This is a genomic window from Qipengyuania sp. Mu-71, assembly GCF_036867055.1.
Taxonomy (GTDB): Bacteria; Pseudomonadota; Alphaproteobacteria; order Sphingomonadales; family Sphingomonadaceae; genus Qipengyuania; species Qipengyuania profunda.
Genome location: NZ_JBAJHR010000001.1, coordinates 1076801 through 1102208, shown reverse-complemented (window position 1 = coordinate 1102208; position 25408 = coordinate 1076801). Strand labels below are relative to the sequence as shown.

Below are 25408 nucleotides of genomic sequence, written 5' to 3'. Positions count from 1 at the left end.
GTCAGCCGAGCCCCCGCGCAATCCACGGCCCGACGCGCGTCGCGACCGAGAGTGGCAGCTTCTTCCACAGCGCGATGCTCGATGAATAGCCCTGGTCGCTCGGGTCGATATTGCGCGCGGTCCTGCCCTGCGCGGTCCATGTCCAATAGGTTAGCGGTTCGGGTTCGAACCCCTGCCATTTCTTGAACTTGTACGGCCCGCTGCCGATTTTCGAGCGGCCATAGTCATAATGCGAGCATCCGCGCGCGCGGCCATGGTCCATCAGCTCGAAATAGCACCGCTCGTTGGCCTTGAGCGCGCGCGCGCCGAACCCGCCCCCGCCCCAGAAGGGCATGACCGCGCCATCATGGTAGAGCGACAGCACGCTCGACACCGCTTGCCCGTCATGCAGCGCGGTGATGATGTCGGCATTCTCGCCGAAATGATCGAGCACGGCTGCGAACAGCCGCCGCGGAAACACCGGCGTACCGAGATTGTGCACACTGGCGGCATAGCAGGGGTAGAAAGCCGCAAGATCGTTCGCGCTTCGTCCGGTGACAATTTTCAGCGGCGACTGCAGAGATTTGCGGACCTCGGCGCGGGCCTTGCGCGGGATGGCGAGCAGTTCGGCTTCGCGATCCGCTGCCAGCGGACGCGAGAAATTTGCGTGCTTGCCGGTAATCGTCTGCCAGCCTTCGGGCGCGCTGCCGCCGCGGATCTCGACCGAGCTTACCGCATGGCGCTGCGCCAGCTCTTCGGCCGCACGGCACAGGAGCAGCAAAGTGGCTTCGCTATCGGCCAGCGGACCGCCCGCCACGCCAAAGGCACTGGACACCAGTGCGGACGCGAACAGCGGCGAGCGTATTTCGGTCAGTGGCAGCCAGCCTTCGAGCACGCCCGCGCGTTCGGCGACGAGGCCGAGCGCGCGCTGGCCCGTCCCCTGTTCGATTGCGAGCAACCACGCCGGGCGGTGAAAAGGCGTCGCCCCATGCTCCGCCACGAACGCCTCGATCCGCGCGGATTCGGCCGGGTCGTGCAGATCGGCCTGGCGGATCGCAACGCTATGGGAGAGCGGCGGGTTCATGCTGCCCAATCGAGGCTACGCGGCTTTTCCTGCGCGGCCAGCGCATCCATCCGGCCCCACGCGAAATCGCCGAGCAATCCGGTGAGCTTGTCCGCCATCCTGGATAGGTTGGTGTAATGCCGCAGCCGCGAACGCAGCGGTGCCCCCGCGACCCGCGGCTGGTTTGGATCGACTTCCCACGGGTGGAAATAGAACACAGCGGGCCGCCCATCGCGGTTCACCTGCCTGATCGCCCAGCGGCTGAAGCCGTAGGGCAGCACACGGAAGAACCCGCCCCCACCCGCGGCCAGCCGCCTGCCGCGCAGCAGCGCGGTCGTTACAGGGATTTCGATGAGGTCGCTGCCCGCAACCGGGCTGAACGCAAAGCGTGGTGCTTCGCGCCAGCCGTAATGGTCGTGAACCACCGGCGCGACAGAAGAGGAATAGTCATAGCCATGCTGGGCCAGCACTTCATGCGCCCAAAGGTTGCGCGCATCGATCGAAAAGCTCGGCGCGCGATAGCCGGTGACTGGCGCGCCTCCGACATCCTCGAGGATGGCGCGCGCCTTGGCGATATCGGCGGCGAACTCCTCGCGCGTGAAGGTGAACACGCGGGTGTGGTCATAGCCGTGGCTGGCCAGCTCGTGCCCGCGTTCGACGATGGCGCGCATCGCCGGCTTGTTACGCTCGGCCACCCAGCCCAGCGTGAAGAAGGTCGCCTTGACCCCCGCGGCATCGAACAGGTCGAGAATGCGCGCGACATTGTCGCCCACACGCAATTTTAGCCCGTCCCAGTCCTCGCGCGCAATGGTGTTCTCGAACGCGCCCACCTGGAACCAGTCCTCGACATCGACCGAGAGGCCGTTGACGATCGTGTTATCGCTCAACGCGCTCTCCCCGATGTTACGCGGCAGCGCGCGAACCCTGCGATTCGAAATAGTCGATCATCATGGTCAGCACGTGGCGCAGCGAACGCTCCTGCTCGTCGAGACGCGCCTCGATCGACGTGAGCCGCTGGTCGACATCCGCGGGCAGATCGTCTGTCGCGCGCTCCTGGCTCAGCTTCTCGACCTCGCGGCGCAGTGCCGACATATGCTTGTCGCGCTCGGCAAAGGCCGCTTCGATGGCTTCGATCTGATGGTCGAGCAGGCCCTTGTCGGGCGCCTGGCCAGCCGCAGCCGGGGCCTCGGGAGCCGGGACCGGTGCCGCGGGAAGTTCGCTCGACGCCTGCCGTGCCTCGTCCTTGGCGCGCGCGATTGCGTCTGCCGCCGGACCTTCGCGATCGGGGCGCGGCTTGGCGGCCGCTGCGTCCGCAGGGGCGGCATCGCCGGTCATTTCCTCGACCACCGCTTCGAGCATGTCGGCTTCGAGCACCGATTGCTCTTCGACCGCGCCGAGCAACAGCAGGCGAGTCATCACCTGGTTGACCTTGCGCGGGATACCCCCGGTGGCCTTGTGCAGCTTGACCCAGATACCGCCATCGATTTCCGGATTCTCATTCCAGCCGACGCGCGACAGGCGGTGCATGACATAGGGTTCGATTTCGCCCGGCTGCATCGGTTCAAGATGATGCGCGGCGATCACGCGCTGGCGCAGCTGTTCGAGTTCGTCCGAATGCGCGAGCAATTGCTTGAATTCGGGCTGGCCGAGCAGCAGCGTCTGCAGCAGCGGATGCGAACCGAGCTGGAAGTTCGACAGCATGCGCAATTCTTCGAGCGCGCCGATCGACAGGTTCTGCGCCTCGTCGACGATCAGCAGGGTGCGGCGCCCGTTGCGGGCTTCCTCGTGCAGGAACAGCTCGATCGCCGCGAGATCGGCAGCCTTGTCGCCGCCACTGACGTCGAGCCCGAAGCTGCGCGCCGCGACATGGATCATTTCCTCGCCGTCGAGCGCGCTGGTGACCACTTCGCCCACGGTCATGCGATCATCGTCGAGTTTCTGCTTGAGATGCGCGACCAGCGTCGACTTGCCCGCACCGACCTCGCCGGTAATGACCACGAAGCCTTCGCCCTGATTGAGGCCATAGCCGAGATAGCTCAGCGCCTTCTTGTGCGTAACGCTCTCGTAATAGAACGCCGGATCGGGCGTGAGCTGGAACGGCCGCTCGCTGAATCCATAATATTCTTCGTACATCGAACCGATCCTATCAGAAATCGTAGCGCAGGCCGAGCAGGGCCGATGCGGTCGTGAAATTGTCGGGCGCGATATCGCTGTCGAGCATCGAAATGGCGACAGCGGCGCGAGCCGAAAGGTTGCGGACAACCTCTTCCGAATAGCTCGCCGAACTGCCGAGTACACGAACATCGCCGGATCCGGCAGTGCCGCTGTCGAACCAGTTGGCGTAGCTGTTGAGCGAGAAGCTGCCACGCTGTCCGACCGGGCCCGAGACCCCCGCCGCGACGTAGTAGCTTTCGTCGACGATCCCGTCGGCCAGTTCCAGCACCGTACCCGGTGCGCCGATGAACTTGCGCCGGTCGTATCCTGCGCCGATCGCAGCGGTCATCCGGCCGATCTGGCGGCTGTAGCTGGCGACAACCCCGCGTCCGCGGAAGACCGAGGAGCGCACCGAGCCAAGCAGGCCGTCGAGACAGCCGCTACCGTCGAGCGTGCTGACACAGCCGGTCAACTCACCCGTGACCGGGTCGCGCGTGACGGTGAAATCGGTGGGCAATGCGGCCAGCGCATTGTTGAGCCGCCCGCCGAAGCCCTGGATCCCGTCATAGACGCCGATCGAAAGGTTGCTCCGGCTGCTGGGACGCCAGCTGAAATTGCCGTAAAAGGTCTCGCTATCGTAGCGGCGACCGAAATGTGCTTCGAGCTGGGTACGGCTGCTCGGCGTCCAGACCACGCCGACATCCCAGATCAGCCCGCTCGCCTCATAGGCGATGATGCGCGGGCTGGCGGTGTCGGTCACATAACGGCCGTTGTCGCCAATGACCGGGTTGCCATCCGCGTCGCGCACCGCGTCGCGGCTCGACACTTCGACATCCTCGACCCCCGCCCCGGCGACGAAGGCCAGCGTGGGGGTGATCGGAACGGTTACATCGCCGCGGACATAGGCGTCGCGGACGCGCTGATCGAGGTTGGAGACGTCTTCCTGGTAATATCCGGCGCCGACACCGATGCCGACTGGCAGCGGGTCGCCCGGTCGCGTCCCGGCCCGCACGGTCGCGCTATGCGTAACGCTTTCGTCGAACAGGTCGGCCTGCGTTCCCGACTGGGTGAGGAAATCGGGGCCATCAACGCGCGTGTAACCGATGCGGTAATTCGCACTCACATCGACAGCGCCCATGCGGGTTTGCAGATTGGGCCCGGCATAGGCCGAATAGGTCTGGGTGGAGAGATTGTCATCGACCAGCGGATTGATCACCGAACGGCCCTGCGCATCGACCCGCGTGCTGCTTGCCAGCCCGCCCGCCTCGAAGGTCAGGACCCGCGGGATGATCGTCGCATAGCCGCGCGCGAGGCCGGTGATCGTGTCCGAATCCGACCCCTCCGACTGATGCGCGAAATTGCGTTCGTAACGCAGCGACACGCTGCCGCCATTGTTGCGCCCGGCGATCGATGCGTCGACGCCGGCGGCGAGCTGCGTATAGGTGACCACGTCGCTGCCGGGCGAGATTTGCCAGCTGGCGAGCGAATTGGCTTCGATATAGGGATCGATGCTGGTGCGGCCACGGTCGGAGGAAAAGCCCTCGCCGCTGGATTCGCCGGCATCGGCGCCTTGGTAGGATTGCGCCTGCAGCGGCGCGCCATGCAGAAGCGCCAAGGCCGCAGCCGTTGTGGCGAGATGACGGAATTTCACACGATAGCTCATGTGCTTACTCCCCATATCCGTAATAGCTGCCGAACTTGCGACCGCTCGGGCTGAACGTCGCATCGTTGAGCAGCAGCTTGATGTCGGGGCAGGCTGACAGCAGATCCACAGCGTCTTCCAACGCAGCGTGTCCGCTCATATCCGCGCGTGCCACGAGCAGCGCCTGGCCGGCGTGCTTGGCCAGATCGGCTGCGGGCGTTGCCGCGAGTGCGGGCGGGCTGTCGAACACGATGATCCGGTTGCGTGCGCCGAGCGTCAGATTGTCGAGCACCTTCCAGGTCCGCTCGCTGGCGAGATATTCGCTGTCGCGCCCCGTCCGCTGGCCCGCGGGGAGCACCCACAGGCCCGGAATATCGGTGCCGACCACGACGTCCTCGACCTTCGCGGTGGGATCGGCGAGCACATCCATGAAGCCCTTGCCGTGTTCGAGACCGAGTTTGGCCATGATCGAGGGCTTGCCGAAATCGGCATCGACCAGCACGACTTCCATATCGCGTTCACCCGCCAGGGCGATCGCCAGATTGAGCGCGCAGAAGGTCTTGCCTTCGTTCGAATGCGGCGAGCAGACGAGCACGCGGCGCGCCTGCGGGCCCGGCTTGGCCTTGGCAGTCGCGAGGACCTGCCGCTTCACGATGCGGAACTCCTCGAGCAGCATCGACGCGCCGCCATCGGGATCGATCAGCCCCTGCTCGCGCAGCAGCGAGCGGACGACATGCTGCTTGGGCCCGGCCAGCGTGACCACCGGTTTGTCCGGCTCCGACGGTGCCGCAGGCGGCACAGGTGGCACAGGCGTGGCCGCGCCAGTCGGCTGCGGCTGGGCGAAGCGGTCGGATGCGCGGCGCCGGGGCATTTCGGGCGGCGTCGAGGGCTCCGGTTTGCGCTTGGGCGCAAACTTCTTGGCCTTCTCGTCTTCGAGCTTGTCGGGCACCGCCGCCGGGGCAAGCCGGTCGAGGCCGAAGGCGCCGCTCGCACGTTCGAGCAGCGAAGTGCGCTTGGGCTTCGCATCGCCCGATTTGGGCGGTTCGATATTGGTGGGCTTGTTCACTGACACATTCCCCCCTCAGGCGACCGAGCCGACCTGGACCATTTCGACGACCAGCAGGAGGAAGCAGACCGCTCCCAACGCTCCGACGCCCGCGACGAACTGTTTGAGCCGCAGCTTCTCGTGCTTGCGCGCAGCCGTGGTCATCGAACGCGAAATGGTGCCGATGACCGGCAGGTCGAGCGTGCGCTCGAGCTTGTCGGCTGTAGTAAAGCTGGATTTGAGCTGGCCCATCACGAAGGCCACCCCGGCGCCCGCGCCAAGACCGACGATGAGCACCCCGAGTAGCAGGAGCGGCCGATTGGGTGCCGCTGGATTACGCGGCGCGGTCGGCGGGTCGATGACTTCGAACTGGAAGGCACTGCGCTCGGTTTCGACCTGTCCGCGCAGGCGCATTTCCTCGCGATCGTTGAGCAGGTCGTCATATTTGTCCTTGAGGACTTCGTAATCGCGGCTGATGCGGTTGGCCTCGGCGGCCACGGCGGGCTCGTCGGCCTGCGCGGCGATCAGGCCGGAAATGTCCGATTGCAGCGCTGCCTTGCGCGCCTGGAGCGCCTGCACATTGGCCTGCCGCTCGGCGCGGATCGAAGTCAGCGAGGTATAGGCCGGATTGGGCGTGCCGCTGGACCCGGCGGGTTCATTCGCCGCCTGTTCGCGCAGCGCATCGATCTGGCGCCGCTGCGACTGGATATCGGGGTGGCTGTCGGTCAGGCCGCGCGAGCGCATCGCGGCAAGCTGCGACTGCGCCGCCATCAGCGCGCCGCGTGCCCCGCCGCTTTCGGCGGTCATGATGCTGCGCGGTGTGCTGGCGAGCTGGCCGTTGATCGCTGCCAGGGCGCTCTGCGCGGCGGCGATATCGGCATCGATCCCGCGCATTTCGGTGCGCATCGTCTGCAGCCGTCCGGTTACCGTGCCGGTGCCACCGATCAGATCGGGATGCTTCGCCTCGAAGATCAGGCGACGCTGTTCGGCGGCTTCGAGTTCGCGTTTGCGGTCTTCGAGCTGCTCGTCGAGAAAGACGATGGTATCGGCGACGTCTCCGCGATTGCCGGCAATGTTGGATTCGCGGAAGATATCGATCAGGCTCTGGACGACGTCCTTGGCCAGTACCGCGTTTTCCGCGTCGCTGAGGTTCGACTTGCCAACCGTGGCGGTGATCTCGAACAGATTGTCCTGCTCGCTTTCGACGACGATATTCTCGGTCAGGCTGGCTACCGCGCTCTGCATCTCGTTGTCGGTGGCAATTTTCTCGCCGAGCTTGGTCGTGCGCACCACGCGTTCGAGATTGACCACGCTGACCAGCGTCTGGCGGACCTTGGTGATTGCCTGCTTGCCGTCGCCGGAAATTTCGAGCTGTTCGGACAGGACATCCTCGAGCTCGACGTAGATCCGTGCCCGGCTTTCATAGCTGTTGGGGATGAAGGCAACCGCAAGCCAGCCGAGGATGCAGACCCCCCAGGCCACGGCGAGCGCAAGCCAACGGCGGTTCCACACCGTATGCAGCGCGCTGCGAAGTTCGTCGAAGACTTCCTGCATGCCCCCGCAGCCCCCTAGAACGTGCTCTCGGGGATGATGATCACATCGCCCGGCTGGAGAAGGACATTGGCCTTGCTGTCGCCGCGCTTGAGCAGATCGGTCAGGCGCAAGGCGTATTCACGCTGGCGGCCGAGCTGTTTGTCGAAGCGGATCAGCTTGGCGCGGTTGCCCGCAGCAAATTCGGACAGGCCGCCCACCGCGATCATCGCGTCGAGCACGGTCATGTTCGCGCGGTAAGGCAGCGAAGCCGGCTGCGCCGTCGCACCGACGATGCGGACCTGCTGGCTGAAGGTACCGGCAAACTCATTGACGATCACCGAGACCAGCGGGTCCTCGATATACTGGCTGAGCTGGAGGCGGATATCCTCCTCCAGCATCGAGGGCGTCTTGCCCACCGCCGGCATATCCTTGACCAGCGGAATGGTGATGCGGCCATCGGGGCGCACCTGGATTTTCTCCGCGCCCAGTTCGGGGTTGCGCCAGACATGGATCGTCAGCTCGTCGAGCGGGCCGATGACATATTCCTCGCCCGGACCTTCCTGCATCGCGACGAAGGTCGCCGGGGGCAGTTCCGTGCCACCGCCGCCCGCGCACCCGCCAAGCACGAGCGTACTGGCAGCGCATCCGGCGACAAGAGAGGCAATACGGGTGAAGCGCATAGGTCGGTTTCCTGGTTGTGTCAGGGGATGCGCGGGCCGCATGCTGCGCCCGATACCCCCGTGTTTGGGCGAACTATTGCCCGAAAAAGGTGAACAGACGGTTAGCCATGGCGGCTGGCACCCGCAGAAATCGAAGGATTCGCGGGATTTAGCAGATCGGGTTCAGACTAGCATTTCGGCGGCAGGCCCCTGTCCCAAAAAGGCACTGGGCGAGGCGCTGGCGCCATAGGCCCCGGCGCAGAACACCGCGACCAGATCGCCGACCTCGGCGCGCGGCAGGTGCGCCTTGTCGGCCAGCCGGTCGAGCGGGGTACACAGGCACCCGACGACATTGGCCTCCTCGGCGGGCTCGGCGGCAAAGCGGCTGGCGATGGCGACGGGGTAATTGCGGCGCACCACCGTCCCGAAATTGCCCGATGCGGCGAGCTGGTGGTGCAATCCGCCGTCGGTGACGAGATAGGTTTCGCCGTAGCTTTCCTTGCGATCGATGATCCGCGTCAGGTAAACGCCCGCCTCGCCCACGAGGTAGCGGCCGAGCTCGATGAACAGTTCGGCGTCGGCCAGCGTGTCGGGCAAATCGCGGAAACGCTCTTCCAGCGCGGCTCCGACAGCCGCAATATCCAGCGGTTCGTCGCCCGGGAAATAGGGAATACCGAAACCGCCCCCCATGTTGAGCTTGGGCAGCGTGACCCCGGCGTCGACCGCGATGCGATGCGCGCAGTCGAGCACCTTGGCCTGCATGTCGATCACCGCTTCAGCCGAGAGTGCCTGGCTGCCGGTGAAGATGTGCAGGCCGCGAAAGTCGCATCCCGCGGCGGCGATGTGCCGGACCAGCGCGGGGACCCGCGCGGCGTCGATCCCGAAGGGCTTGGGCCCGCCGCCCATCTTCATCCCCGATCCCTTGAGCTCGAAATCGGGATTGACGCGAACCGCGAGGCGCGGCGTCATGCCAAGTCGCTCGGCGATGGCCAGCGCGCGGCCCGCTTCGGCTTCGCTTTCGAGATTGAGCGTGACGCCCGCGGCGATCGCGGCTTCGAGTTCGATGTCCCGTTTGCCCGGCCCGGCGAAGCTCACCCTGCCCAGGTCGAACCCGGTCGCCCGAACCAGTTCCAGCTCGCCGCCCGACGCGATATCGAGCCCGTCGGCCAGCGTTGAAACAAAGGAAAGAAGCGGGTCGAAGCTGTTGGCCTTTATCGCATAATTGATCTTGAGGCGGTCGGGCATGGCAGCGCGCAGCGTTTCGAAACGCTGCGCAATGCGGTCACGCGAATAGACGAACAACGGGGTCCAGCCCGCCTGTTCCACCCAATGGCTCACCGGCTTGTCGCCGATGGCCAGCTCGCCGCCGATCGCCGCATAGCCGGCGGGTATGGGGCCCAGCGGCTTCATGCGCCCAGCTCCGCCGCAATCGCGGTCCGGTCGAGCTTGCCATTGGGATTGAGCGGCAGCGTATCGCGCCAGTGGATCGCATGCGGCTGCATGAAATTGGGTAGCTCCTTTTGCAGCGCCTTGGGCAGCGCGGTCTCGGGGTCTGCGGCATCCGCCGCGGGACGTACGACGAGGTGGATCGCATGGCCGAGCCGCTCGTCCGGAACACCCAGCGCAACCGCTTCGGCGACCAGGGCGGTGGCGAGCGCCGCGCTTTCGACTTCCTGCGGACTGATCCTATTGCCCGCGCTCTTGATCATCGCATCGCGCCGCCCGACGAAATAGAGCAGGCCATCCTCGTCGCGCCGGACGCGGTCGCCCGACCACACCGCGGTCCCGCCATATGCGGACATTGCGGGTGCAGGGCGGAAGCGCTCCGCCGTGCGTTCAGCGTCCTGCCAATAGCCTTGCGCCACCAGCGGCCCGCAATGGACCAGTTCGCCTTCCTCGCCCGGTTCGGCGAGCGTTCCGTCATCGGCGATGACGAGGATCTCGGCTAAGGGAATGGCGCGGCCCATCGATGTGGGGTGATGATCGACACACTCGGGATCGAGAAAGGTCGAGCGGAAGGCCTCGGTCAGGCCATACATGGGAAACAGGCGTGTTTGCGGGAACATAGCGCGCAAATCGCGCACGAGTTCGACGGTCAGCGCGCCGCCCGAATTGGTCAGTCGGCGCATGCCTGCAATGGCGTCGCCCGGCCATTCGACCTCGGTCAGCTGGACCCATAGCGGGGGAACCGCTGCCAGCGTCGTCACGCCGTGCCTGGCGCAGGCCTTGGCGACATCGCGCGGGAAGAGATAATCGAGCGGGACCACGCAGCCGCCCGCATACCAGGTCGACAGCAGCTGGCTCTGGCCATAGTCGAAGCTGAGCGGGAGCACGGCGAGCGTGACGTCGTCGCTGGCGAGCCCGAGATAATCCGCCACACTGACGGCACCCAGCCACATATTGGCGTGGCTCAGCATCACCCCCTTGGGTTTGCCGGTCGAGCCGCTGGTATAGAGGATTGCCGCCAGATCGTCGGGGTCGTGCGTCGATGCAGCCAGTGACGCGCCCTCTGCCTCGGCCGCCGCAAAGACGTCATTCTCGTCCACGACATCGCACCCCGGCGGCACGTCGCCCTCGCCGAGCGACGCCAGCCGCGCCTTGGTCCCCACCAGCAGGACTGCGCCGCTATCGCCGAGGATATGCGCGACCTGCGCCCGCTTGAGCAGCGGATTGATCGGGACATGCACCAGCCCCGCGCGCGCTGCGGCCAACGGCAGCAGGCAGGTCAGCTCGCCCTTCGCCGCCCAGCTGGCAACGCGGGCGCCCTTCCCTGCGCGGCCTGCCAGCCATCCGGCGAGCAGCGCCACACGGTTTCTCAACTCCTCGAAGCTAAGCGTGCGATCGCGCAGCACCAGCGCAGGCGCCTGTGCATCCCCGCGCTCGGCCAGTTGATCGAGCGGATAGGGCGTGGGATCAGGCATTAACGCTCCGAGGCGAGGGAATTCCGGTGGGCATCGCGGTCAGCTATCACGACACGGTTACCAAACTGCAAGGGCTGGATGGGACCGGTGCGGGTCCTTTCGACAGGCTCGCATGGTTTGAATTGCTGGAGACGGGCGACATCCGCCCGCTGATCGCGCTTGCCGAACGGGGTGGCGAGCAGCTGGCCCTGCCGCTGCAGCACCAGCCTGCCGGGCTTGCCAGCCTGGCAAACTGGTTTTCCTTCACCTGGCGGCCGCTGGGACAAAATACCGACCTGCTTACCGCGCTCGCCCGCGACCTGCGCAGCAGAACGCACCGGATCGATATGGCTCCCCTTCCCGCGGAAGACGGCAGCACCGCGGCTCTCGAACGCGCCTTTCGCGAGGCTGGCTGGTGGGTCTGGCGCACGCAATGCGACGAGAACCACGTGCTCCCCGTCGCAGGGCGCAGTTTCGCCGACTACTGGGCGCAGCGCCCCGGCAAGATGCGCACCACGCTCAAGCGCAAGGCGAAGAAGGTGGACGTGGATATCCTCGACCGTTTCGACGAGACCGCCTGGCGCGACTATCAGTCTGTCTATGCCGAAAGCTGGAAGCCCGCGGAAGAACGCGCCGACATCCTGGAGCAATTTGCCCGGGCGGAGGGCGCGGCCGGTCGCCTCCGGCTGGGTATCGCGCGCGCCGATGGAGTCCCCGTGGCAGCGCAGTTCTGGACGGTCGAGAACGGCACCGCCTATATTCATAAGCTGGCGCATGTCGAAGCGGCCAAGCCGCTCTCTGCCGGGACGACGCTCAGCGCCGCGCTGTTCGAACAGGTGATCGACACCGATAAGGTCGATCTGGTCGATTTCGGCACCGGCACCGATGCCTATAAACGCGACTGGATGGAGGCGAACCGCCCGCGCTATCGCCTGACCTGTCTCGACTGGCGCCAGCCACGCGCCTGGCCGGCCGCGGCCAAGGCCTGGGCGCGCCACCTTGCACCGCACAATCGCCCCAGCTAAGGGCATCGCCTTTATGCACAGGCCAAACGCAGGGGAAGCCGCAGGAATGACCGCCGAGACCGCACATGCCGCGCCGACCGGGCCGAGCCGCAGCGAGATCGATCAGACGCTGCGCGGGATCCTGCGCGACGTCCTCGGGCTGGACCAGGCACAGGTCGACGGTTTCGACAATGACACCGGCCTGTTCGGTCATCTCCCCGAACTCGATTCAATGGCTGTCGCGGGCCTGTTCACCGAAATGGAAGACCGGCTCGACATCGTTATCGACGATGAAGACGTCGATGGCGAAATGCTCGAAAGCTACGGCGGCCTGCTCGTCTTTGCCGAAGCCAAGGCCATCGGGGCCTGACCTCGACCATGTATGCCACATGGCCTTGTCCGCTGCCGAATGGCCGCTTGGGCGAGGAAATGGTGCTCGGCTTCGATGCCGCACGGGCGCAGCGCCTGCTGGTGATCCCTCCGTTCTTCGATGAAGCCAACAAGTTCCGCCACCAAATATTTGAAATCATGCGCAGGATCGATACCCGCGAGGTGGATTGCTTCCTCCCCGACCTGCCCGGCTGCAATGAAAGCACGGCGGATCTGACGCAGCAGACGTTGGGCCAATGGCGCGCCGCCGTGGCCGCAGCAGCGACGCATTTTCGCGCGACGCACGTCCTCGCGATCCGCTCCGGCGGGTGGCTGGTACCCGGCGATATTCCGGGATGGCTCTATGCCCCGGTCAAACCCCGGCAGGTCCTGCGCAGCCTGCTGCGCGCGCGGATTATCGCGGCGCGCGAAGCGGGGCGTGACGAGACCTCCGACGGGCTGCTCGAGGCCGCGCGGACCGAAGGCATCGAGCTGGCCGGATGGCCACTCGGCGCACAACTTGTCCGCGAGCTCGAAGCGGAGGAAGCGACGCCCACCGGCGCGCAGATCGTGATCGAACACTCCGATGTCGGCGGCCAACCGCTGTGGCTGCGCGCCGAAAACGACGATGACCCCGAACAAGCCGATGCGCTCGCGGCGATCGTCGCGATTGGCATCCACGGCCTGTGACTCGCCTCCACCTCACCTTCGAATGCCAGGGCGTGCGCTGCGCTGCGACGCTCGACAGCGCACCGGGAACGACCGGACTTCTCATGGTCAGCGGCGGCAACGAGATCCGCGCGGGCGCTTTCAACGGCCAGGCACGGCTGGCGGCGACGATCGCCGCGGCGGGTTTTCCCGTGTTCCGCTTCGACCGCCGCGGGATCGGCGATAGTGAGGGCGACAATCGGGATTTCCGCAAGTCGAGCAAGGATATAGCGGCCGCTCTTCTCGCGTTTCGTGCCATTGCGCCGCAGGTCCAGCGGGTGACCGGGTTTGGCAATTGCGATGCCGCATCGGCGCTGATGCTGGCGAGCGGCGCCGAATGCGATGCGCTGGTGCTGAGCAACCCCTGGACCATGGAAGACAGTGAGGACGACATCCCGCCTCCCGCCGCAGTCCGTTCGCGCTATGCCGAAAAACTCAAGAATCCACGCGAACTTGCACGGCTTGTTTCAGGCCGGGTCGACCTCGGCAAGCTCGCCAGGGGTATGGTCCGGGCCGCACGGCCCCGCAGCAAGTCCTCGTCGCTCGCAGACAAGATGCGGACCGGGCTGGCCGGATTCACGGGTCCGGTGAAATTCCTCCTCGCCGATGGCGACCGGACCGCGCAGGTCTTTGCCGAACGCTGGGACGCCGACGATACGCGGATCGCGCGCTGCCCCGGTGCCGACCATGCCTATTCAAGCGTGGAAGCGCGTGCCTGGCTGCGGAGCCGCATCCTCGAGACGTTGCGCCGCTAGCGGGTGAAGTAGCTCGTCACCTCGACATGTGTCGACCAGCGGAACTGGCCGACCGGACGCAGCGTTTCGAGCCGGAACCCGGCCTCGGCCAGTAGCTTGGCATCGCGCGCCCAGCTTGCCGGGTTGCAACTGACATAGACCACCCGCGAGGCCGTGCTCGCGGCGATCTGCGCCACCTGCTCGCGTGCGCCTGCGCGCGGCGGATCGAGCAGGACCGCGCCAAACCGGCTCACCTCGTCGCTTTGCAGCGGGTTGCGGAACAGGTCACGGTGCAGCGTCTGCACCGGGAGCCCGCGCATATTGGCCGCGGTCTTGCACGCGAGATGTGGCTCGCGCGCCGCTTCGACCGCGAGGACCTTGCGCGGACCGGCCAGCGCGAAGGCGAAGGTGCCGAGGCCGGAAAAGAGGTCGGCTATCGTCTCCGCCCCGGCAAGATACCGGCGTGCATCCTCGATCAGCACGGCCTCGCCATCGGAGGTTGGTTGGAGGAAACTGCCCTGCGGAAACGGGACGGGGACCGTGCCGAGCGTAACCGTCAGCGGTTCGGGTTCCCACAGCGTCTCGGGCCCAAAGCCACTATCGAGCGAGAGGCGCGCGAGCGCGTGATCACGCGCGAAATCGAGCAGCGCCTCGGTCGCCGCCAGTCCCTCGGCTGCAATGCCCTTGAGCAGGCAATCGATACCCTGGTCCGCCAGCGTCAGCTCGACATCGACCGCCTGGCGTCCGCCATGCGCGGCGATCAGGGTCTTGAGCGGAGTGACGAGCGCGAAGAGTTCGGGCGTCAGGATATGGCATTCGCGCATATCGACGATGCGGTGCGAGCCGCCCTCACGAAAGCCCAGCACCGCACTGCGCCCCGTGCGCATGCCGTGGAGCGTTGCCCGGCGGCGCGACCGGGGCGGCGACAAATGCGTTTCGAGCAGCGTTTCCGGCGCGATGCCCTGCCCCTCGGCGGCATGGACCACGCGGTCGGTGACGAACTGGCGCAGCGCCTCCTCGTCGGCATGCTGCAGCTGGCAGCCGCCGCAGGTCGGGAAATGTCGGCACGGCGGGGCGACATGATGCGGCCCCGGCGTCAGCGTCCCGTCGGGCGCGATACGGTCGCCGGGGACGCCGCCCGCGACATGGCGGCCCGAGGCGGTGATGCCGTCGCCGCGCGCGGCGATGCGCTGGATGATTTCGATCTCGCTCACAGGAACGACGCCATGGCCGGTTTGACCGCATGGGCAAGGTCCCCGGCCGAAAAAGCGGGTGATGCGATCCGCGCCGCCTCCTGATGGAGCCATACGCCTTCGGCGCAGGCACGCTGCGCGTCGCCATGCGCCGCGAGGCGCGAGGCGACGATGCCCGCAAGGACATCGCCCGTGCCGGCGACCGAAAGCCAGCTCGACCCGCGCGGGAAGAAGTGCGTCATGACGTCACTTGCGAGGATCGTGTCGGGGCCCTTGGCGAGCACGGTCATGCCGGTGACGTCACGAAGGCGTCGCGTGCGTGCAAGCTTGCCGTCAGCACTCACGCCGAAAGCGTCGCAGAGCTTGGTGAGTTCGCCTTCATGCGGGGTGAGGCAAACCGTCGTGACGTCGGCTCCCCCGAGCATATCCGGCCCGAGCACGTGCAGCGCATCGGCATCGAGGACGATAGGCCGCCGCTGCTGGAGGGCCTTGGCGAGGCGCCCCCGCGCGTCCCCATCGCGCCCCAATCCCGGACCCACCAGCAAGGCCGATATCCGCTCATCGCAAAGGCTCTCTCCGAACCTGCCCTGTTCGATCACCAAGTCGGCGGGCGCATCGGGGTGCGAATGCTCGCTGAGGAGCTTCACATAGCCCGCCCCGGCGCGCATCGCCGCTTCGGCGGCCAGCAGCGGTGCGCCGGGCATCGCACCCGCAACGATCGCGAGCAGTCCGCGGCGGTATTTGTGCGCCTCCGGCGCGGGCGATGCCAGGCGCGGGCGGGAGGAGAAGGCGGTCGAGCCCGGTCCGAGGTCGAGGCCGATCGGGACCAGCCGCCGCGTGCCCATGGCCGCCATCGCGGGCATCAGCCCATGCGCCTGCTTCCATGCGCCAAGGGCCAGCGTCAGGTCATAGCGCGGCAGCGGCCCCAGCACTTCGCCGCTATCGCTTGCCAGCGCGCTGGGAACATCGATTGCTATTCTATAACAGTCTCTTGCGGCGATTTGTTCGAGCAAAGCGGCAAAGACGCCTTCGACCTGCCGCGTCAGACCGTAACCGAACAGGCAATCGACCACGACCGGATGGCGCGGCGCCGCATCGGCCGAAATGTCCCCGCCAAACTCCGCCCGCGCCTTGCGCGCGGTATCGGTGGCAGGCTCGACCGGTGCAATCACCTGCACCGTGTTCCCGTTTCGCAAAAGGGTTTCGGCGATCACATAGCCGTCACCGCCATTGTTGCCCGGCCCGCACAGCACGGTCACCGGTCGTCCCGCGGCGACCCGCATGACCCATTGCGCCGCACCTTCGCCCGCGCGCTGCATCAATTCCCATTCGCTGGTCCCGGTGTCCATCGCCGCGCGTTCGGTGGCGCGCATCTGCGCGACGGTGAGGATCGGCTCATTCATCGCCTGATGCCTCCCAGCGATAGTGGTCGTCGCCAATGGAGAGGACGATCTCATCGCCTACCCGCTGGCTCTCGGCGCGCTGCGCTCCGTCGAATTCGACCAGCCCCGCCGGGGTATCGGCGGGGGCAAGCTTGCGGAAGCCGCCATCGGGATGGCGCATGACGAAATAGCGTTCGACGCCCTCGTCCATTTCGACAAGGCGGCACTCGCTCGCAAAATCGCTCGCCCCGCGTAGCGCGCAGGCGACGGGCGTGCCGCCCTCGGTATCGATAGGGGGTGAAAGGTCGCAGGCGCCGAGCGCCATCAGCGCCAGCACCGGCACAGGGAGGAAGCGCCGTAGAATTGCCATGCCCCGCCGCTGCCATGCGCGGGGGCGCGGAGCAAGCCTCAGCCGCGCTTGATCTGCGAAACGTCGCGGATCGCGCCGCGCGCAGCAGAGGTGGTCATCGCGGCATAGGCTTCGAGCGCGGGCGAGACGCGGCGCTCGCGCGGCTTGGCCGGTTGCCAGCCCCTGGCCTCCATCGCGGCGCGGCGTTCGGCCAGCACTTCGTCGGATACCGCAAGCGTGATGCTGCGCTCGGGGATCGAAATCTCGATCCTGTCGCCAGTCTCGACCAGTCCGATGGCCCCGCCTTCGGCCGCCTCGGGCGAGACATGGCCGATCGACAGGCCCGACGTGCCCCCCGAGAAACGCCCGTCGGTGAGCAGCGCGCAGGCCGCGCCCAGCCCCTTCGATTTGAGATAGCTGGTCGGATAAAGCATTTCCTGCATGCCCGGCCCGCCGCGCGGCCCTTCGTAGCGGATCACCACCACGTCGCCTTCGACCACCTGCCCGGTCAGGATCGCAGTGACCGCGTCGTCCTGGCTCTCATAAACCTTCGCCGGGCCCGAGAAGTTCAGAATGCTCTCGTCGACGCCCGCGGTCTTCACGATGCAGCCGTCGCGCGCGATATTGCCGTAAAGCACTGCGAGCCCGCCATCCTTGCTGAAGGCGTGCTCGGCGCTGCGGATCACCCCGTTTTCGCGGTCGAGATCGAGTTCGTCCCACCGGCGCGCCTGGTTGAAGGCGGTTTGCGTGGGCACCCCGCCCGGCGCGGCAGCAAAGAATTCGCGCACCTTGTTGTTATGCGTGCGGCCGATATCCCAATCGTCGAGCGCATCGCCCATCGTCGGACTATGCACAGTGGGAAGCGCGGTATGCAGCAGCCCCGCTTTCTCGAGCTCGCCGAGGATCGACATGATCCCGCCCGCGCGGTGAACGTCCTCCATATGGACATCGCTCTTGGCGGGTGCGACCTTGGACAGGCAGGGCACCCGCCGGCTCAACCGGTCGATATCCTTCATGGTGAAATCCACCCCCGCTTCATGCGCGGCGGCGAGCAAGTGGAGCACGGTGTTGGTCGATCCGCCCATCGCAATGTCGAGGCTCATCGCGTTTTCGAACGCTTCGAACCCGGCGATCGTGCGCGGCAGGACGCTTTCGTCATCCTCTTCGTAATAGCGCTTGGCCAGCGTCACCACGAGCCGCCCGGCGCGTTCGAACAGGCCCTTGCGGTCGGCATGCGTCGCCAGCGTCGAACCATTGCCGGGCAGCGACAGCCCGAGCGCTTCGGTCAGGCAGTTCATCGAATTGGCAGTGAACATGCCGCTGCACGAGCCGCAGGTCGGGCAGGCATTCTGCTCGATCGCGGTCACTTCCTCGTCGGTGTAGCTTTCGTCCGCAGCGGCGACCATCGCATCGACGAGGTCAAGCGCGACTTCCTTGCCCTTGAGCACGACCTTGCCCGCTTCCATCGGCCCGCCCGAAACGAACACGCTGGGGATGTTGAGCCGCATCGAGGCCATCAGCATGCCCGGCGTAATCTTGTCGCAGTTCGAGATGCAGACCATCGCGTCGGCGCAATGCGCATTGACCATATATTCGACGCTGTCGGCGATGAGGTCGCGGCTGGGCAGCGAATAGAGCATGCCGTCATGCCCCATGGCGATCCCGTCATCGACCGCGATGGTGTTGAATTCCTTGGCCACGCCGCCCGCTGCCTCGATCTCGCGCGCGACCAGCTGGCCGAGGTCCTTGAGGTGGACATGGCCCGGGACGAACTGCGTGAAGCTGTTCACGACCGCGATGATCGGCTTGCCGAAATCGCCATCCTTCATGCCCGTCGCGCGCCACAATCCGCGCGCGCCGGCCATGTTGCGGCCGTGGGTGGTGGTGCGGGAACGATAGGCGGGCATGATATTGGTCCGGTCGGCTTCGTGGAGGATGACAGACTAGAGGATCGCGGGTGCGGGTCGAAGCGGAAAATCTTTACGCGAAGCTAGATGCGGGATTTGCACGCTGAGGCGCGGAGGAACCTTCGGGCCCGCAACCGCCGCGTCGCCCCTGCGCAGGCAGGGGCCCAGATGACCTTCGTTCTGTAAAGCCACGTCAGCTGGATCCCCGCCTTTGCAGGGATGACGGGAAAGCGGAAGGAAACCTGTCTTCGCGCCTTGGCGCCCGAAACCGAAGCACTGCAATCGCCCACCCGCGACGAAACGGCCTCCTCAGAACTCCAGCGCGAGGCGGCCCATGACGTCGGCAATCATCACCGCCCAGCGCGCTTGACCGGCCTCGTTGGCTATCTGGTCCTGGCGGATCTCGATGGTGCAATAGGGGATGCCATGCGCTTCGGCATGGCGGTCCATCGTCGCATTGAGCTGCTTGCCCGAATAGGGCTGGTTGTCGCCCACATTGAGGCCCTGCTCACCGAACAGGCGGATCGCATGGCGCGCCGCGCGATCGTCTTGGTTATACAGCAGCGCGACTTCCCATGGCCGCTCCTCGTCGCTGGTGGCGAGGCTGGGGGTGAAGCTGTGCAGCGCGACCAGCAGCTTGGGCTTCGCCTCCGCGATCAGATCGGCGAGCGCCGCGTGATAGGGACGGTGGAAGCGGTCGAGACGCGCCTCGATATTGGCGCCGATATTGCCCGGGATCAGATGGCCGTCGCTGGTCGCCGGGACGACCGGGGCGTCATCTTCCTTGCGGTGCATGTCGCACACCAGCCGGCTGACGCAGGCGATATGCGCGGGCATGCCATGGCGGCGCGCCAGACGGTCGGCGATCCCTTCGACCCCGATATCGACCGCGATATGCTCGGTGAGCAGTTTGCGATCGATGCCCAGTTCGATGTCTTCGGGAACGAAGTTGGACGCGTGATCGGCAACGCACAGCAGGCCGCCGGGCCGCAGGTCCTCGGTGCCGACCTGGCGGTAGGGCAGATTGTCGATCATCATCGCAGGGATCCCTTCAGCTGCCACCATCCCGAATGCTCGGCGGCGATGCGTGCCGCGGCTTCGTCACGCACGGCGTCACTGTCGAACAGCGCAAAACACGTTGCGCCGGAGCCTGACATACGGGCGAGCACGGGCGAGGTTCCGCGCAATGCGGCGAGCACGCCGGCGATCTGCGGACACAGCGAAATGGCCGGAATTTCGAGGTCGTTGCGCCCCTCCAGCGCAATGGTGAGGGCATCGCCCTGGGGCAGCGCGCCGCGGTCGGTGCCGTCCCAATGCGCAAACACCGGACCGGTGGCGAGCGGGACGCGGGGATTGACCAGCAGCACGGGGGTGCCCGCAAGGCTGTCGTCCACCGCTTCGAGCTCGGTTCCGGTCCCGCGGCCGATACAGGTGCGGCTCTCGACACACGCGGGCACATCGGCGCCGAGCGCGGCGGCGCGTGCATGCCAGTCCTCGGGCAGTCCGTAGCGCTCGCGTACCATGCGGAAGACCGCGCCCGCATCGGCCGACCCGCCCCCCAGCCCTGCCGCGACGGGCAGGTTCTTTTCGAGCGTCACCGCCAGCCCCTCGGCACGGGGCAGCTTGCCCAGCGCCTTGGCGACGAGGTTGTCGAAGGGATTGTCGAGCCCGCCGGAAAATTCCCCGAGCACCCGCACGCTGTCCTGCGCCGCACTGCGCGCCGTCAGCACATCGCCCGCATCGACGAAGGCGAACAGCGTCTCGAGCTCGTGATAGCCGTCCTCGCGCCGGTTGCGGACATGCAGCGCGAGGTTGATCTTGGCGTATGCGGTCTCAGCAATGGCCACCCATAGGCTCCCTCGTCATTGCGAGCGAAGCGAAGCAATCCAGGGCGCTACCGTGGATTGCCGCGTCGCTTCGCTCCTCGCAATGACAGAGCAAGCGACGCCGGCGATCACATATTCGGATAGTTCGGGCCGCCGCCGCCTTCGGGGGTGGTCCATTCGATGTTCTGGTTCGGGTCCTTGATGTCGCAGGTCTTGCAGTGGATGCAGTTCTGCGAGTTGATCTGGAACTTCATTTCGCCGGTGTCCTCGTCGGCGAGCCATTCGTAGACGCCGGCAGGGCAATAGCGGTTCGACGGGCCATCGTATTCGGCCAGTTCGCTGGTCTTCTGGAGCTCCCAGTCGCACACTTTCAGATGGACCGGCTGGTCCTCGGCGTGGTTGGTGTAGCTGAAAGCGACATTGGTCAGCTTGTCGAAGCTCAGCTTCCCGTCGGGCTTGGGATAGGCGATCTTCTGGTGCAGGTCGGCGCGCTGCAGCATTTCGTGGTCGCGGTGGTGCTTCATCGTGATCGGCAGGCCGATCTTGAGCGTACGCATCCACATGTCGATGCCCGCCAGCACGGTGCCGAGGTCTTCGCCCCATTTGGCCACCGCGGGCTGCGCGTTCTTCACCTTCTTGAGCTCTTCGGCGATCCAGCTGGACCGGACCGCGTCGTCATAATCCATCAGCTCGCTATGCTCGGCGCCGCCGGCGATCGCCGCGGCGATGCTCTCGGCTGCCAGCATGCCGCTCTTCATCGCGGTGTGGCTGCCCTTGATCCGCGGGACGTTGACGAAGCCCGCCGCGCAACCGATCAGCGCGCCGCCGGGGAACGCCAGCTTGGGGACCGACTGCCAGCCACCCTCATTGATGACGCGGCCGCCATAGGCGACACGCTTGCCGTCCTCGAGGATCGCCGCGATCGCCGGATGGTGCTTCCAGCGCTGGAATTCCTGGTAGGGCGAGACATAGGGGTTCTTGTAATCGAGCGCGGTGACGAAGCCGAGCGCGACCTGGCCATTGGCCTGGTGGTAGAGGAAGCCGCCGCCCCAGGTGCCGCTCTCGCTCAGCGGCCAGCCCTGCGTGTGGATCACGCGGCCCGGCTCGTGCTTGGCGGGGTCGATATCCCACAGTTCCTTGATGCCGAGGCCGTAGACCTGCGGCTCGCAATCGGCCTCGAGGTCGTACTTCGCCTTCATCTTCTTCGTGAGATTGCCGCGCGCCCCCTCCGCGAAGAGCGTGTATTTCGCGTGGATTTCCATCCCCGGCTGGTAATCGCCCTTCTGCGAACCGTTCTCGGCGATGCCCATATCCTGCGTTACCACGCCGGTAACCGCGCCCTGCTCGTCGAACAGCACTTCGGCAGCCGGGAAGCCGGGGAAGACCATCACGCCCAGGCCCTCGGCCTGTTCGCCCAGCCAGCGCGCCAGATTGCCCAGCGAACCGGTGTAATTGCCGTGATTGCCCATGAAGGGCGGCAGGAGGAATTCGGGCAGGTCCGACTGGCCGGTTGCCGACAGCACCCAGTGGTGGTTCTCGGTCACCGGGGTTTCCGCCATCGGGCAGTCCATGTCGCGCCATTCGGGCAGCAGTTCGTCCAGCGCCCGGGGGTCGACCACCGCGCCCGACAGCACGTGCGCACCGATTTCGCTGCCCTTTTCGAGCACCACGACCTCGAGGTCCTCGTTGATCTGCTTCAACCGGATTGCCGCCGCCAGGCCGGCGACACCGCCGCCGATGATGACCACGTCGCAGGGCATCGATTCGCGTTCGCTCATGACTCTCTCTTTTCGTCGCGTAACTTGTGCGAGTGCCTTGATTGGTGGCGCTATTGAGGTCAAGACCTGCGCTTCGAGGAATGATGCACGCCGACCCGCCGAACCCGCGCGATTTTACAGCGCTCGCGAGCCTCGAAGGCGCGCTCGACTGGTGGCGCGAGGCCGGCGTCGATGCCGATTTCGCCGACGAGGCAAGCGGCTGGCTGGCCGAACCCAAGAGCGACGATGCCGTAGCGGCTCCCCCGCCGCCCGCCCCGCCGCCGGTCAAACGCAAGACCGCGCTCGAGCGCGCGCTCGACCAGCCGGACGGGACGGCCTCGGGCATCGATCGGACCGAACTGCCCGACACGCTCGAAAAATTTCGCGAATGGTGGATGAGCGCGCCCTCGCTGGCGGATGGCGCGCTCGACCGGCGCGTCCCGCCGCGCGGGGTCGCGGGTGCCGCGCTGATGGTGCTGCTGCCCCAGCCGTTCGACGACGATGCCGACGGCCTGCTGAGCGGCGGTGCGCGCGCCTTCGCCGAAGCAATGCTGCGCGCGATGGGGCTGGCAGCGCATGAGGTCTATGTCGCCAGCGCGCTCCCCGTGCCCACGGCCATGCCCGACTGGACGCGGCTGGCCGCCAGCGGACTGGGTGAGGTAGCGCGGCATCATATTGCGCTGGCCGCGCCGCAGCGCGTGCTCCTGTTCGGACGCGCACAGCTCGAACTGTTCGGCATTGCGCGTGAACGCGCGCGCGAGCCCCTGTCGCTCGATTGTGCGGGCAAGCCCCATCCGCTGCTCGCCGCGCCCGATCTGCGCAACCTCGCGCGCTCGGCTGCGCGGCGCGAGAATTTCTGGAACCGCTGGCTGGACTGGACCCAATGACCATTCGCCCCCTCCCCCTCGCCCTCGCCGCCATCCTCGCCGCCGCGCTGCCCGCCGCGCCCGCGCTCGCGCAGCAGAGCAGCGTCGAATATTTCACCCGCTCGCATTCCGCCGCGCTGCCGCAATTGCTGTCGAGCGACGACCGCGCCTTTTACGGCTCGCTGTTCGAAGCGATCGACAGCCGCAATTGGGACCGGGTCGAGGTCATGCTGGCGGGCCGCGCGGACGGGCCGCTGCACGGCGCGGCGCTGGCAAGCTATTATCTCCACCCCGAAAGCCCGCGGATCGAACTCGGGCGGATCGAAAGCTGGCTCGACCGCTATGCGCGCCTCCCCGAGGCCGAGGCGATCGTCCGGCTCGGGCTAACCCGCGGTCTCGAAAATCCGCCCAGCCTGCCGCGCGCGCGCGATCTGGTGCGCCAGCCCGGCTCGACCAAGCGGATCCGGCCCAGCGCGATCCAGGACGGGACGATGCCCGAAAGCATCAAGGCGGCGATCCTCGAACGGATCACCAATGACGATCCCGACGGTGCCCGCCTGCTGCTCGACGGGGTGGACGCGACGCTGAGTTCGCAGGCGCGCGCCGAATGGCGCTACCGGGTCGCGTGGAGCTATTACATCGAGAACCAGGACGCGCAGGCCTGGGCGCTGGCCGATACCGTGCGCGACGGCGGCAGCGGGGCCTGGGTCGCGGAAGGCGATTGGGCCGCAGGCCTCGCCGCCTGGCGGCTGGGCGATTGCGACAAGGCCGCCGAAGCGTTCCAGCGCAGCGCAGCGAGTGCGGTCAGCCCCAATCTCGCCGCCGCGGCGCATTACTGGGCCAGCCGCGCGCTGATCCGCTGCCGCTTTCCTGAAAAAGCCGACGAACAATTGCGCGGTGCGGCCCGCTTTCCCGAAACGCTCTACGGCATGCTCGCGCATGAACAGATGGGCCGCGACCTGCCGCGCACGCATGCGCAGCCCGATCTGACCGAAGCCGACTGGCGGCGCCTGCGCGACGAGGAAGCCGCGCGGCAGGCAGTCATGCTGGCCGAGATCGGCCGGCGCGAAGAGGCCGAGCGCGACCTGACCTGGCTGGTCCGCACGGGCGATCCCGACGATTACCCCGCGCTTTCGCGGCTCGCGCGCGCACTCGGGCTGACCGGCGCACAGACCTTCATGGCCTATAACGCGCCGCGCGGCGAAGGCGCGCATCCCAGCCTGCGCTATCCCGTTACCTTCCGCACGCCGGTGGGCGGCTGGCGCGTCGACCCGGCGCTGGCCTTCGCGCATGCGCTGCAGGAATCGAATTTCCGCGAACGCGTGGTCAGCCCCGCGGGCGCGATCGGGCTAATGCAGATCATGCCGATCACGCAGCGCGAATATGCCGCCTCGATCAACATGAGCAGCGGCGCCGATCTCAAGGACCCGGCAGTCAATCTCGCCTTCGGGCAACGCACGCTCGAATCGCTGGGCAGTTCGAGCTACACGCAGGGCCGTCTGCCCAAGGTCATGGCTGCCTATAACGCCGGGCCTTCGCCGGTTTCGCGCTGGGAAAGCGAGATCCGTGACCAGGGCGATCCGCTGCTGTATATGGAATCGATCCCCTATTGGGAGACGCGCGGCTATGTCGCCATCGTGATGCGCAATTACTGGATGTATCTGCGCCAGGCGGATGCCGCGGCGCCCAGCCGGGTGGAACTGGCCGAAAACGACTGGCCGATGTTCCCGGGGGTACGCTGATGGCGATCGACGAAAGCCGCCCGTTCAAACCGGTCCGTATCGCGCTGCTGACCGTATCCGACACGCGCACGTTGGCCGACGACAGCTCGGGCGATATCCTCAGCGGACGGATAGTCGAAGCGGGGCACACCCTCGCCGCGCGCGAGATCAGCCGCGACAGCAAGAACGAGATCGCCGCACACCTGCACCGCTGGATCGACGATGAAATGGTCGATTGCGTAATCACCACCGGCGGCACCGGGCTCACCGGACGCGACATCACGCCCGAAGCGCTCGACCGCGTGAAGGACAAGGACATTCCCGGCTTCGGCGAGCTGTTCCGCTGGCTCAGCTTCGAAACCATCGGCACCAGCACGATCCAGAGCCGCGCCTGCGCCGTGCTCGCGCGCGGCACCTATATCTTCGCGCTCCCCGGATCGAACGGCGCGGTGAAGGACGGCTGGGACAAGATCCTCCTCCACCAGCTCGACAGCCGCTTCCGCCCCTGCAATTTCGTCGAACTGATGCCGCGGCTGCGCGAGCGGTAATTCGCCAGCCAGTCATTGCGAGGAGCCGAAGGCTCCGCGGCAATCCACCTTCCATCTTTGCGCTACTCG

At 66.5% G+C, this 25408-nt stretch carries 23 protein-coding genes; 7 read left to right on the top strand and 16 right to left on the bottom strand.

Going from position 1 to position 25408, the window contains the following annotated elements; translation table 11 throughout:
- Position 1: 1 nt before the first annotated feature.
- The 9 genes from V6B15_RS05485 to V6B15_RS05445 form a co-directional block, all read right to left on the bottom strand.
- Positions 2 to 1063 carry a FemAB family XrtA/PEP-CTERM system-associated protein gene (locus V6B15_RS05485; protein ID WP_334200340.1) on the bottom strand — a complete coding sequence of 354 codons (1062 nt, stop codon included), beginning with the start codon at positions 1061 to 1063 and terminating at the stop codon, positions 2 to 4.
- Positions 1060 to 1929, bottom strand: a complete 870-nt coding sequence (locus tag V6B15_RS05480) for an XrtA system polysaccharide deacetylase (RefSeq protein ID WP_334200339.1) — start codon at positions 1927 to 1929, stop codon at positions 1060 to 1062. Before V6B15_RS05480 ends, V6B15_RS05485 begins: the two co-directional genes overlap by 4 nt.
- Before the next feature lie 16 nt (positions 1930 to 1945).
- Entirely contained in the window at positions 1946 to 3175 is a 1230-nt protein-coding gene (locus tag V6B15_RS05475; protein ID WP_334200338.1) for an XrtA/PEP-CTERM system-associated ATPase, read from the bottom strand.
- A gap of 13 nt (positions 3176 to 3188) precedes the next feature.
- A complete protein-coding gene (locus tag V6B15_RS05470; protein ID WP_334200337.1) occupies positions 3189 to 4859 on the bottom strand; it encodes a preprotein translocase subunit YajC in 1671 nt (556 codons plus the stop codon).
- Positions 4860 to 4863: 4 nt separating this feature from the next.
- Complete coding sequence (locus V6B15_RS05465; RefSeq protein WP_334200336.1) at positions 4864 to 5904, bottom strand: capsular biosynthesis protein; 1041 nt, start codon at positions 5902 to 5904, stop codon at positions 4864 to 4866.
- Between the two features lie 15 nt (positions 5905 to 5919).
- Positions 5920 to 7437 carry an XrtA system polysaccharide chain length determinant gene (locus V6B15_RS05460; RefSeq protein WP_334200335.1) on the bottom strand — a complete coding sequence of 506 codons (1518 nt, stop codon included), beginning with the start codon at positions 7435 to 7437 and terminating at the stop codon, positions 5920 to 5922.
- A gap of 14 nt (positions 7438 to 7451) precedes the next feature.
- Positions 7452 to 8096 (bottom strand): XrtA/PEP-CTERM system exopolysaccharide export protein, encoded by a 645-nt coding sequence (locus tag V6B15_RS05455; RefSeq protein WP_334200334.1) that lies wholly within the window; start codon positions 8094 to 8096, stop codon positions 7452 to 7454.
- 162 nt (positions 8097 to 8258) lie between these two features.
- Complete coding sequence (locus V6B15_RS05450) at positions 8259 to 9485, bottom strand: pyridoxal-dependent decarboxylase, exosortase A system-associated (protein WP_334200333.1); 1227 nt, start codon at positions 9483 to 9485, stop codon at positions 8259 to 8261.
- Entirely contained in the window at positions 9482 to 10996 is a 1515-nt protein-coding gene (locus V6B15_RS05445; RefSeq protein ID WP_334200332.1) for an acyl-CoA ligase (AMP-forming), exosortase A system-associated, read from the bottom strand. Before V6B15_RS05445 ends, V6B15_RS05450 begins: the two co-directional genes overlap by 4 nt.
- 26 nt (positions 10997 to 11022) lie before the next feature.
- Between V6B15_RS05445 and V6B15_RS05440 the strand changes: the two genes are divergently transcribed.
- Genes V6B15_RS05440 through V6B15_RS05425 form a run of 4 tightly spaced genes read left to right on the top strand, consistent with a single transcriptional unit; the run spans position 11023 to position 13811 of the window.
- On the top strand, positions 11023 to 12000 hold the full coding sequence (locus tag V6B15_RS05440) for a GNAT family N-acetyltransferase (protein WP_334200331.1): 978 nt from the start codon (positions 11023 to 11025) through the stop codon (positions 11998 to 12000).
- A 46-nt stretch (positions 12001 to 12046) separates the two neighbouring features.
- Positions 12047 to 12349, top strand: a complete 303-nt coding sequence (locus V6B15_RS05435) for a phosphopantetheine-binding protein (protein WP_253515457.1) — start codon at positions 12047 to 12049, stop codon at positions 12347 to 12349.
- Between the two features lie 8 nt (positions 12350 to 12357).
- A complete protein-coding gene (locus V6B15_RS05430) occupies positions 12358 to 13038 on the top strand; it encodes a hypothetical protein (RefSeq protein ID WP_334200330.1) in 681 nt (226 codons plus the stop codon).
- Positions 13035 to 13811: a hydrolase 1, exosortase A system-associated gene (locus V6B15_RS05425; protein ID WP_334200329.1), complete on the top strand. Its 777-nt coding sequence runs from the start codon at positions 13035 to 13037 to the stop codon at positions 13809 to 13811. The genes V6B15_RS05430 and V6B15_RS05425 overlap by 4 nt, the downstream gene beginning before the upstream one ends.
- Here V6B15_RS05425 and V6B15_RS05420 read toward each other — a convergent pair.
- The 7 genes from V6B15_RS05420 to V6B15_RS05390 all read right to left on the bottom strand — a co-directional run bounded on the left by V6B15_RS05420 (position 13808) and on the right by V6B15_RS05390 (position 22225).
- Complete coding sequence (locus V6B15_RS05420; protein WP_334200328.1) at positions 13808 to 15004, bottom strand: class I SAM-dependent RNA methyltransferase; 1197 nt, start codon at positions 15002 to 15004, stop codon at positions 13808 to 13810. The genes V6B15_RS05425 and V6B15_RS05420 overlap by 4 nt on opposite strands.
- A complete protein-coding gene (locus tag V6B15_RS05415; protein WP_334200327.1) occupies positions 15001 to 16386 on the bottom strand; it encodes an NAD(P)H-hydrate dehydratase in 1386 nt (461 codons plus the stop codon). Before V6B15_RS05415 ends, V6B15_RS05420 begins: the two co-directional genes overlap by 4 nt.
- Positions 16379 to 16735 (bottom strand): hypothetical protein, encoded by a 357-nt coding sequence (locus V6B15_RS05410; protein ID WP_334200326.1) that lies wholly within the window; start codon positions 16733 to 16735, stop codon positions 16379 to 16381. Before V6B15_RS05410 ends, V6B15_RS05415 begins: the two co-directional genes overlap by 8 nt.
- 38 nt (positions 16736 to 16773) lie before the next feature.
- Positions 16774 to 18621 carry a dihydroxy-acid dehydratase gene (gene ilvD, locus V6B15_RS05405; RefSeq protein WP_334200325.1) on the bottom strand — a complete coding sequence of 616 codons (1848 nt, stop codon included), beginning with the start codon at positions 18619 to 18621 and terminating at the stop codon, positions 16774 to 16776.
- Between the two features lie 309 nt (positions 18622 to 18930).
- A complete protein-coding gene (locus V6B15_RS05400; RefSeq protein WP_334201330.1) occupies positions 18931 to 19656 on the bottom strand; it encodes an N-formylglutamate amidohydrolase in 726 nt (241 codons plus the stop codon).
- Positions 19656 to 20468, bottom strand: coding sequence for a 4-(cytidine 5'-diphospho)-2-C-methyl-D-erythritol kinase (locus V6B15_RS05395; RefSeq protein WP_334200324.1), 813 nt, complete (start codon positions 20466 to 20468; stop codon positions 19656 to 19658). Before V6B15_RS05395 ends, V6B15_RS05400 begins: the two co-directional genes overlap by 1 nt.
- Positions 20469 to 20575: 107 nt before the next feature.
- Positions 20576 to 22225 carry an electron transfer flavoprotein-ubiquinone oxidoreductase gene (locus V6B15_RS05390; RefSeq protein WP_334200323.1) on the bottom strand — a complete coding sequence of 550 codons (1650 nt, stop codon included), beginning with the start codon at positions 22223 to 22225 and terminating at the stop codon, positions 20576 to 20578.
- An 80-nt stretch (positions 22226 to 22305) separates the two neighbouring features.
- Between V6B15_RS05390 and V6B15_RS05385 the strand changes: the two genes are divergently transcribed.
- The 3 genes from V6B15_RS05385 to moaB are packed head-to-tail and all read left to right on the top strand — an operon-like array spanning position 22306 to position 25339.
- Positions 22306 to 23091 carry a hypothetical protein gene (locus V6B15_RS05385; RefSeq protein WP_334200322.1) on the top strand — a complete coding sequence of 262 codons (786 nt, stop codon included), beginning with the start codon at positions 22306 to 22308 and terminating at the stop codon, positions 23089 to 23091.
- Positions 23088 to 24812: a lytic transglycosylase domain-containing protein gene (locus V6B15_RS05380; RefSeq protein ID WP_334200321.1), complete on the top strand. Its 1725-nt coding sequence runs from the start codon at positions 23088 to 23090 to the stop codon at positions 24810 to 24812. The genes V6B15_RS05385 and V6B15_RS05380 overlap by 4 nt, the downstream gene beginning before the upstream one ends.
- Positions 24812 to 25339, top strand: a complete 528-nt coding sequence (gene moaB, locus V6B15_RS05375) for a molybdenum cofactor biosynthesis protein B (RefSeq protein ID WP_334200320.1) — start codon at positions 24812 to 24814, stop codon at positions 25337 to 25339. The genes V6B15_RS05380 and moaB overlap by 1 nt, the downstream gene beginning before the upstream one ends.
- Positions 25340 to 25408 lie beyond the last annotated feature (69 nt).

Bases quoted from the DNA above. Each gene is read 5' to 3' on its own strand.
- V6B15_RS05450 (WP_334200333.1), bottom strand. From the start codon at position 9,485: ATGAAGCCGCTGGGCCCCATACCCGCCGGCTATGCGGCGATCGGCGGC.
- V6B15_RS05470 (WP_334200337.1), bottom strand. From the start codon at position 4,859: ATGAGCTATCGTGTGAAATTCCGTCATCTCGCCACAACGGCTGCGGCC.
- V6B15_RS05455 (WP_334200334.1), bottom strand. From the start codon at position 8,096: ATGCGCTTCACCCGTATTGCCTCTCTTGTCGCCGGATGCGCTGCCAGT.
- V6B15_RS05385 (WP_334200322.1), top strand. From the start codon at position 22,306: ATGATGCACGCCGACCCGCCGAACCCGCGCGATTTTACAGCGCTCGCG.
- V6B15_RS05410 (WP_334200326.1), bottom strand. From the start codon at position 16,735: ATGGCAATTCTACGGCGCTTCCTCCCTGTGCCGGTGCTGGCGCTGATG.
- V6B15_RS05380 (WP_334200321.1), top strand. From the start codon at position 23,088: ATGACCATTCGCCCCCTCCCCCTCGCCCTCGCCGCCATCCTCGCCGCC.
- V6B15_RS05475 (WP_334200338.1), bottom strand. From the start codon at position 3,175: ATGTACGAAGAATATTATGGATTCAGCGAGCGGCCGTTCCAGCTCACG.
- V6B15_RS05435 (WP_253515457.1), top strand. From the start codon at position 12,047: ATGACCGCCGAGACCGCACATGCCGCGCCGACCGGGCCGAGCCGCAGC.
- V6B15_RS05430 (WP_334200330.1), top strand. From the start codon at position 12,358: ATGTATGCCACATGGCCTTGTCCGCTGCCGAATGGCCGCTTGGGCGAG.
- ilvD (WP_334200325.1), bottom strand. From the start codon at position 18,621: ATGCCCGCCTATCGTTCCCGCACCACCACCCACGGCCGCAACATGGCC.
- V6B15_RS05415 (WP_334200327.1), bottom strand. From the start codon at position 16,386: ATGAATGAGCCGATCCTCACCGTCGCGCAGATGCGCGCCACCGAACGC.
- V6B15_RS05400 (WP_334201330.1), bottom strand. From the start codon at position 19,656: ATGATCGACAATCTGCCCTACCGCCAGGTCGGCACCGAGGACCTGCGG.
- moaB (WP_334200320.1), top strand. From the start codon at position 24,812: ATGGCGATCGACGAAAGCCGCCCGTTCAAACCGGTCCGTATCGCGCTG.
- V6B15_RS05460 (WP_334200335.1), bottom strand. From the start codon at position 7,437: ATGCAGGAAGTCTTCGACGAACTTCGCAGCGCGCTGCATACGGTGTGG.
- V6B15_RS05485 (WP_334200340.1), bottom strand. From the start codon at position 1,063: ATGAACCCGCCGCTCTCCCATAGCGTTGCGATCCGCCAGGCCGATCTG.
- V6B15_RS05390 (WP_334200323.1), bottom strand. From the start codon at position 22,225: ATGAGCGAACGCGAATCGATGCCCTGCGACGTGGTCATCATCGGCGGC.
- V6B15_RS05445 (WP_334200332.1), bottom strand. From the start codon at position 10,996: ATGCCTGATCCCACGCCCTATCCGCTCGATCAACTGGCCGAGCGCGGG.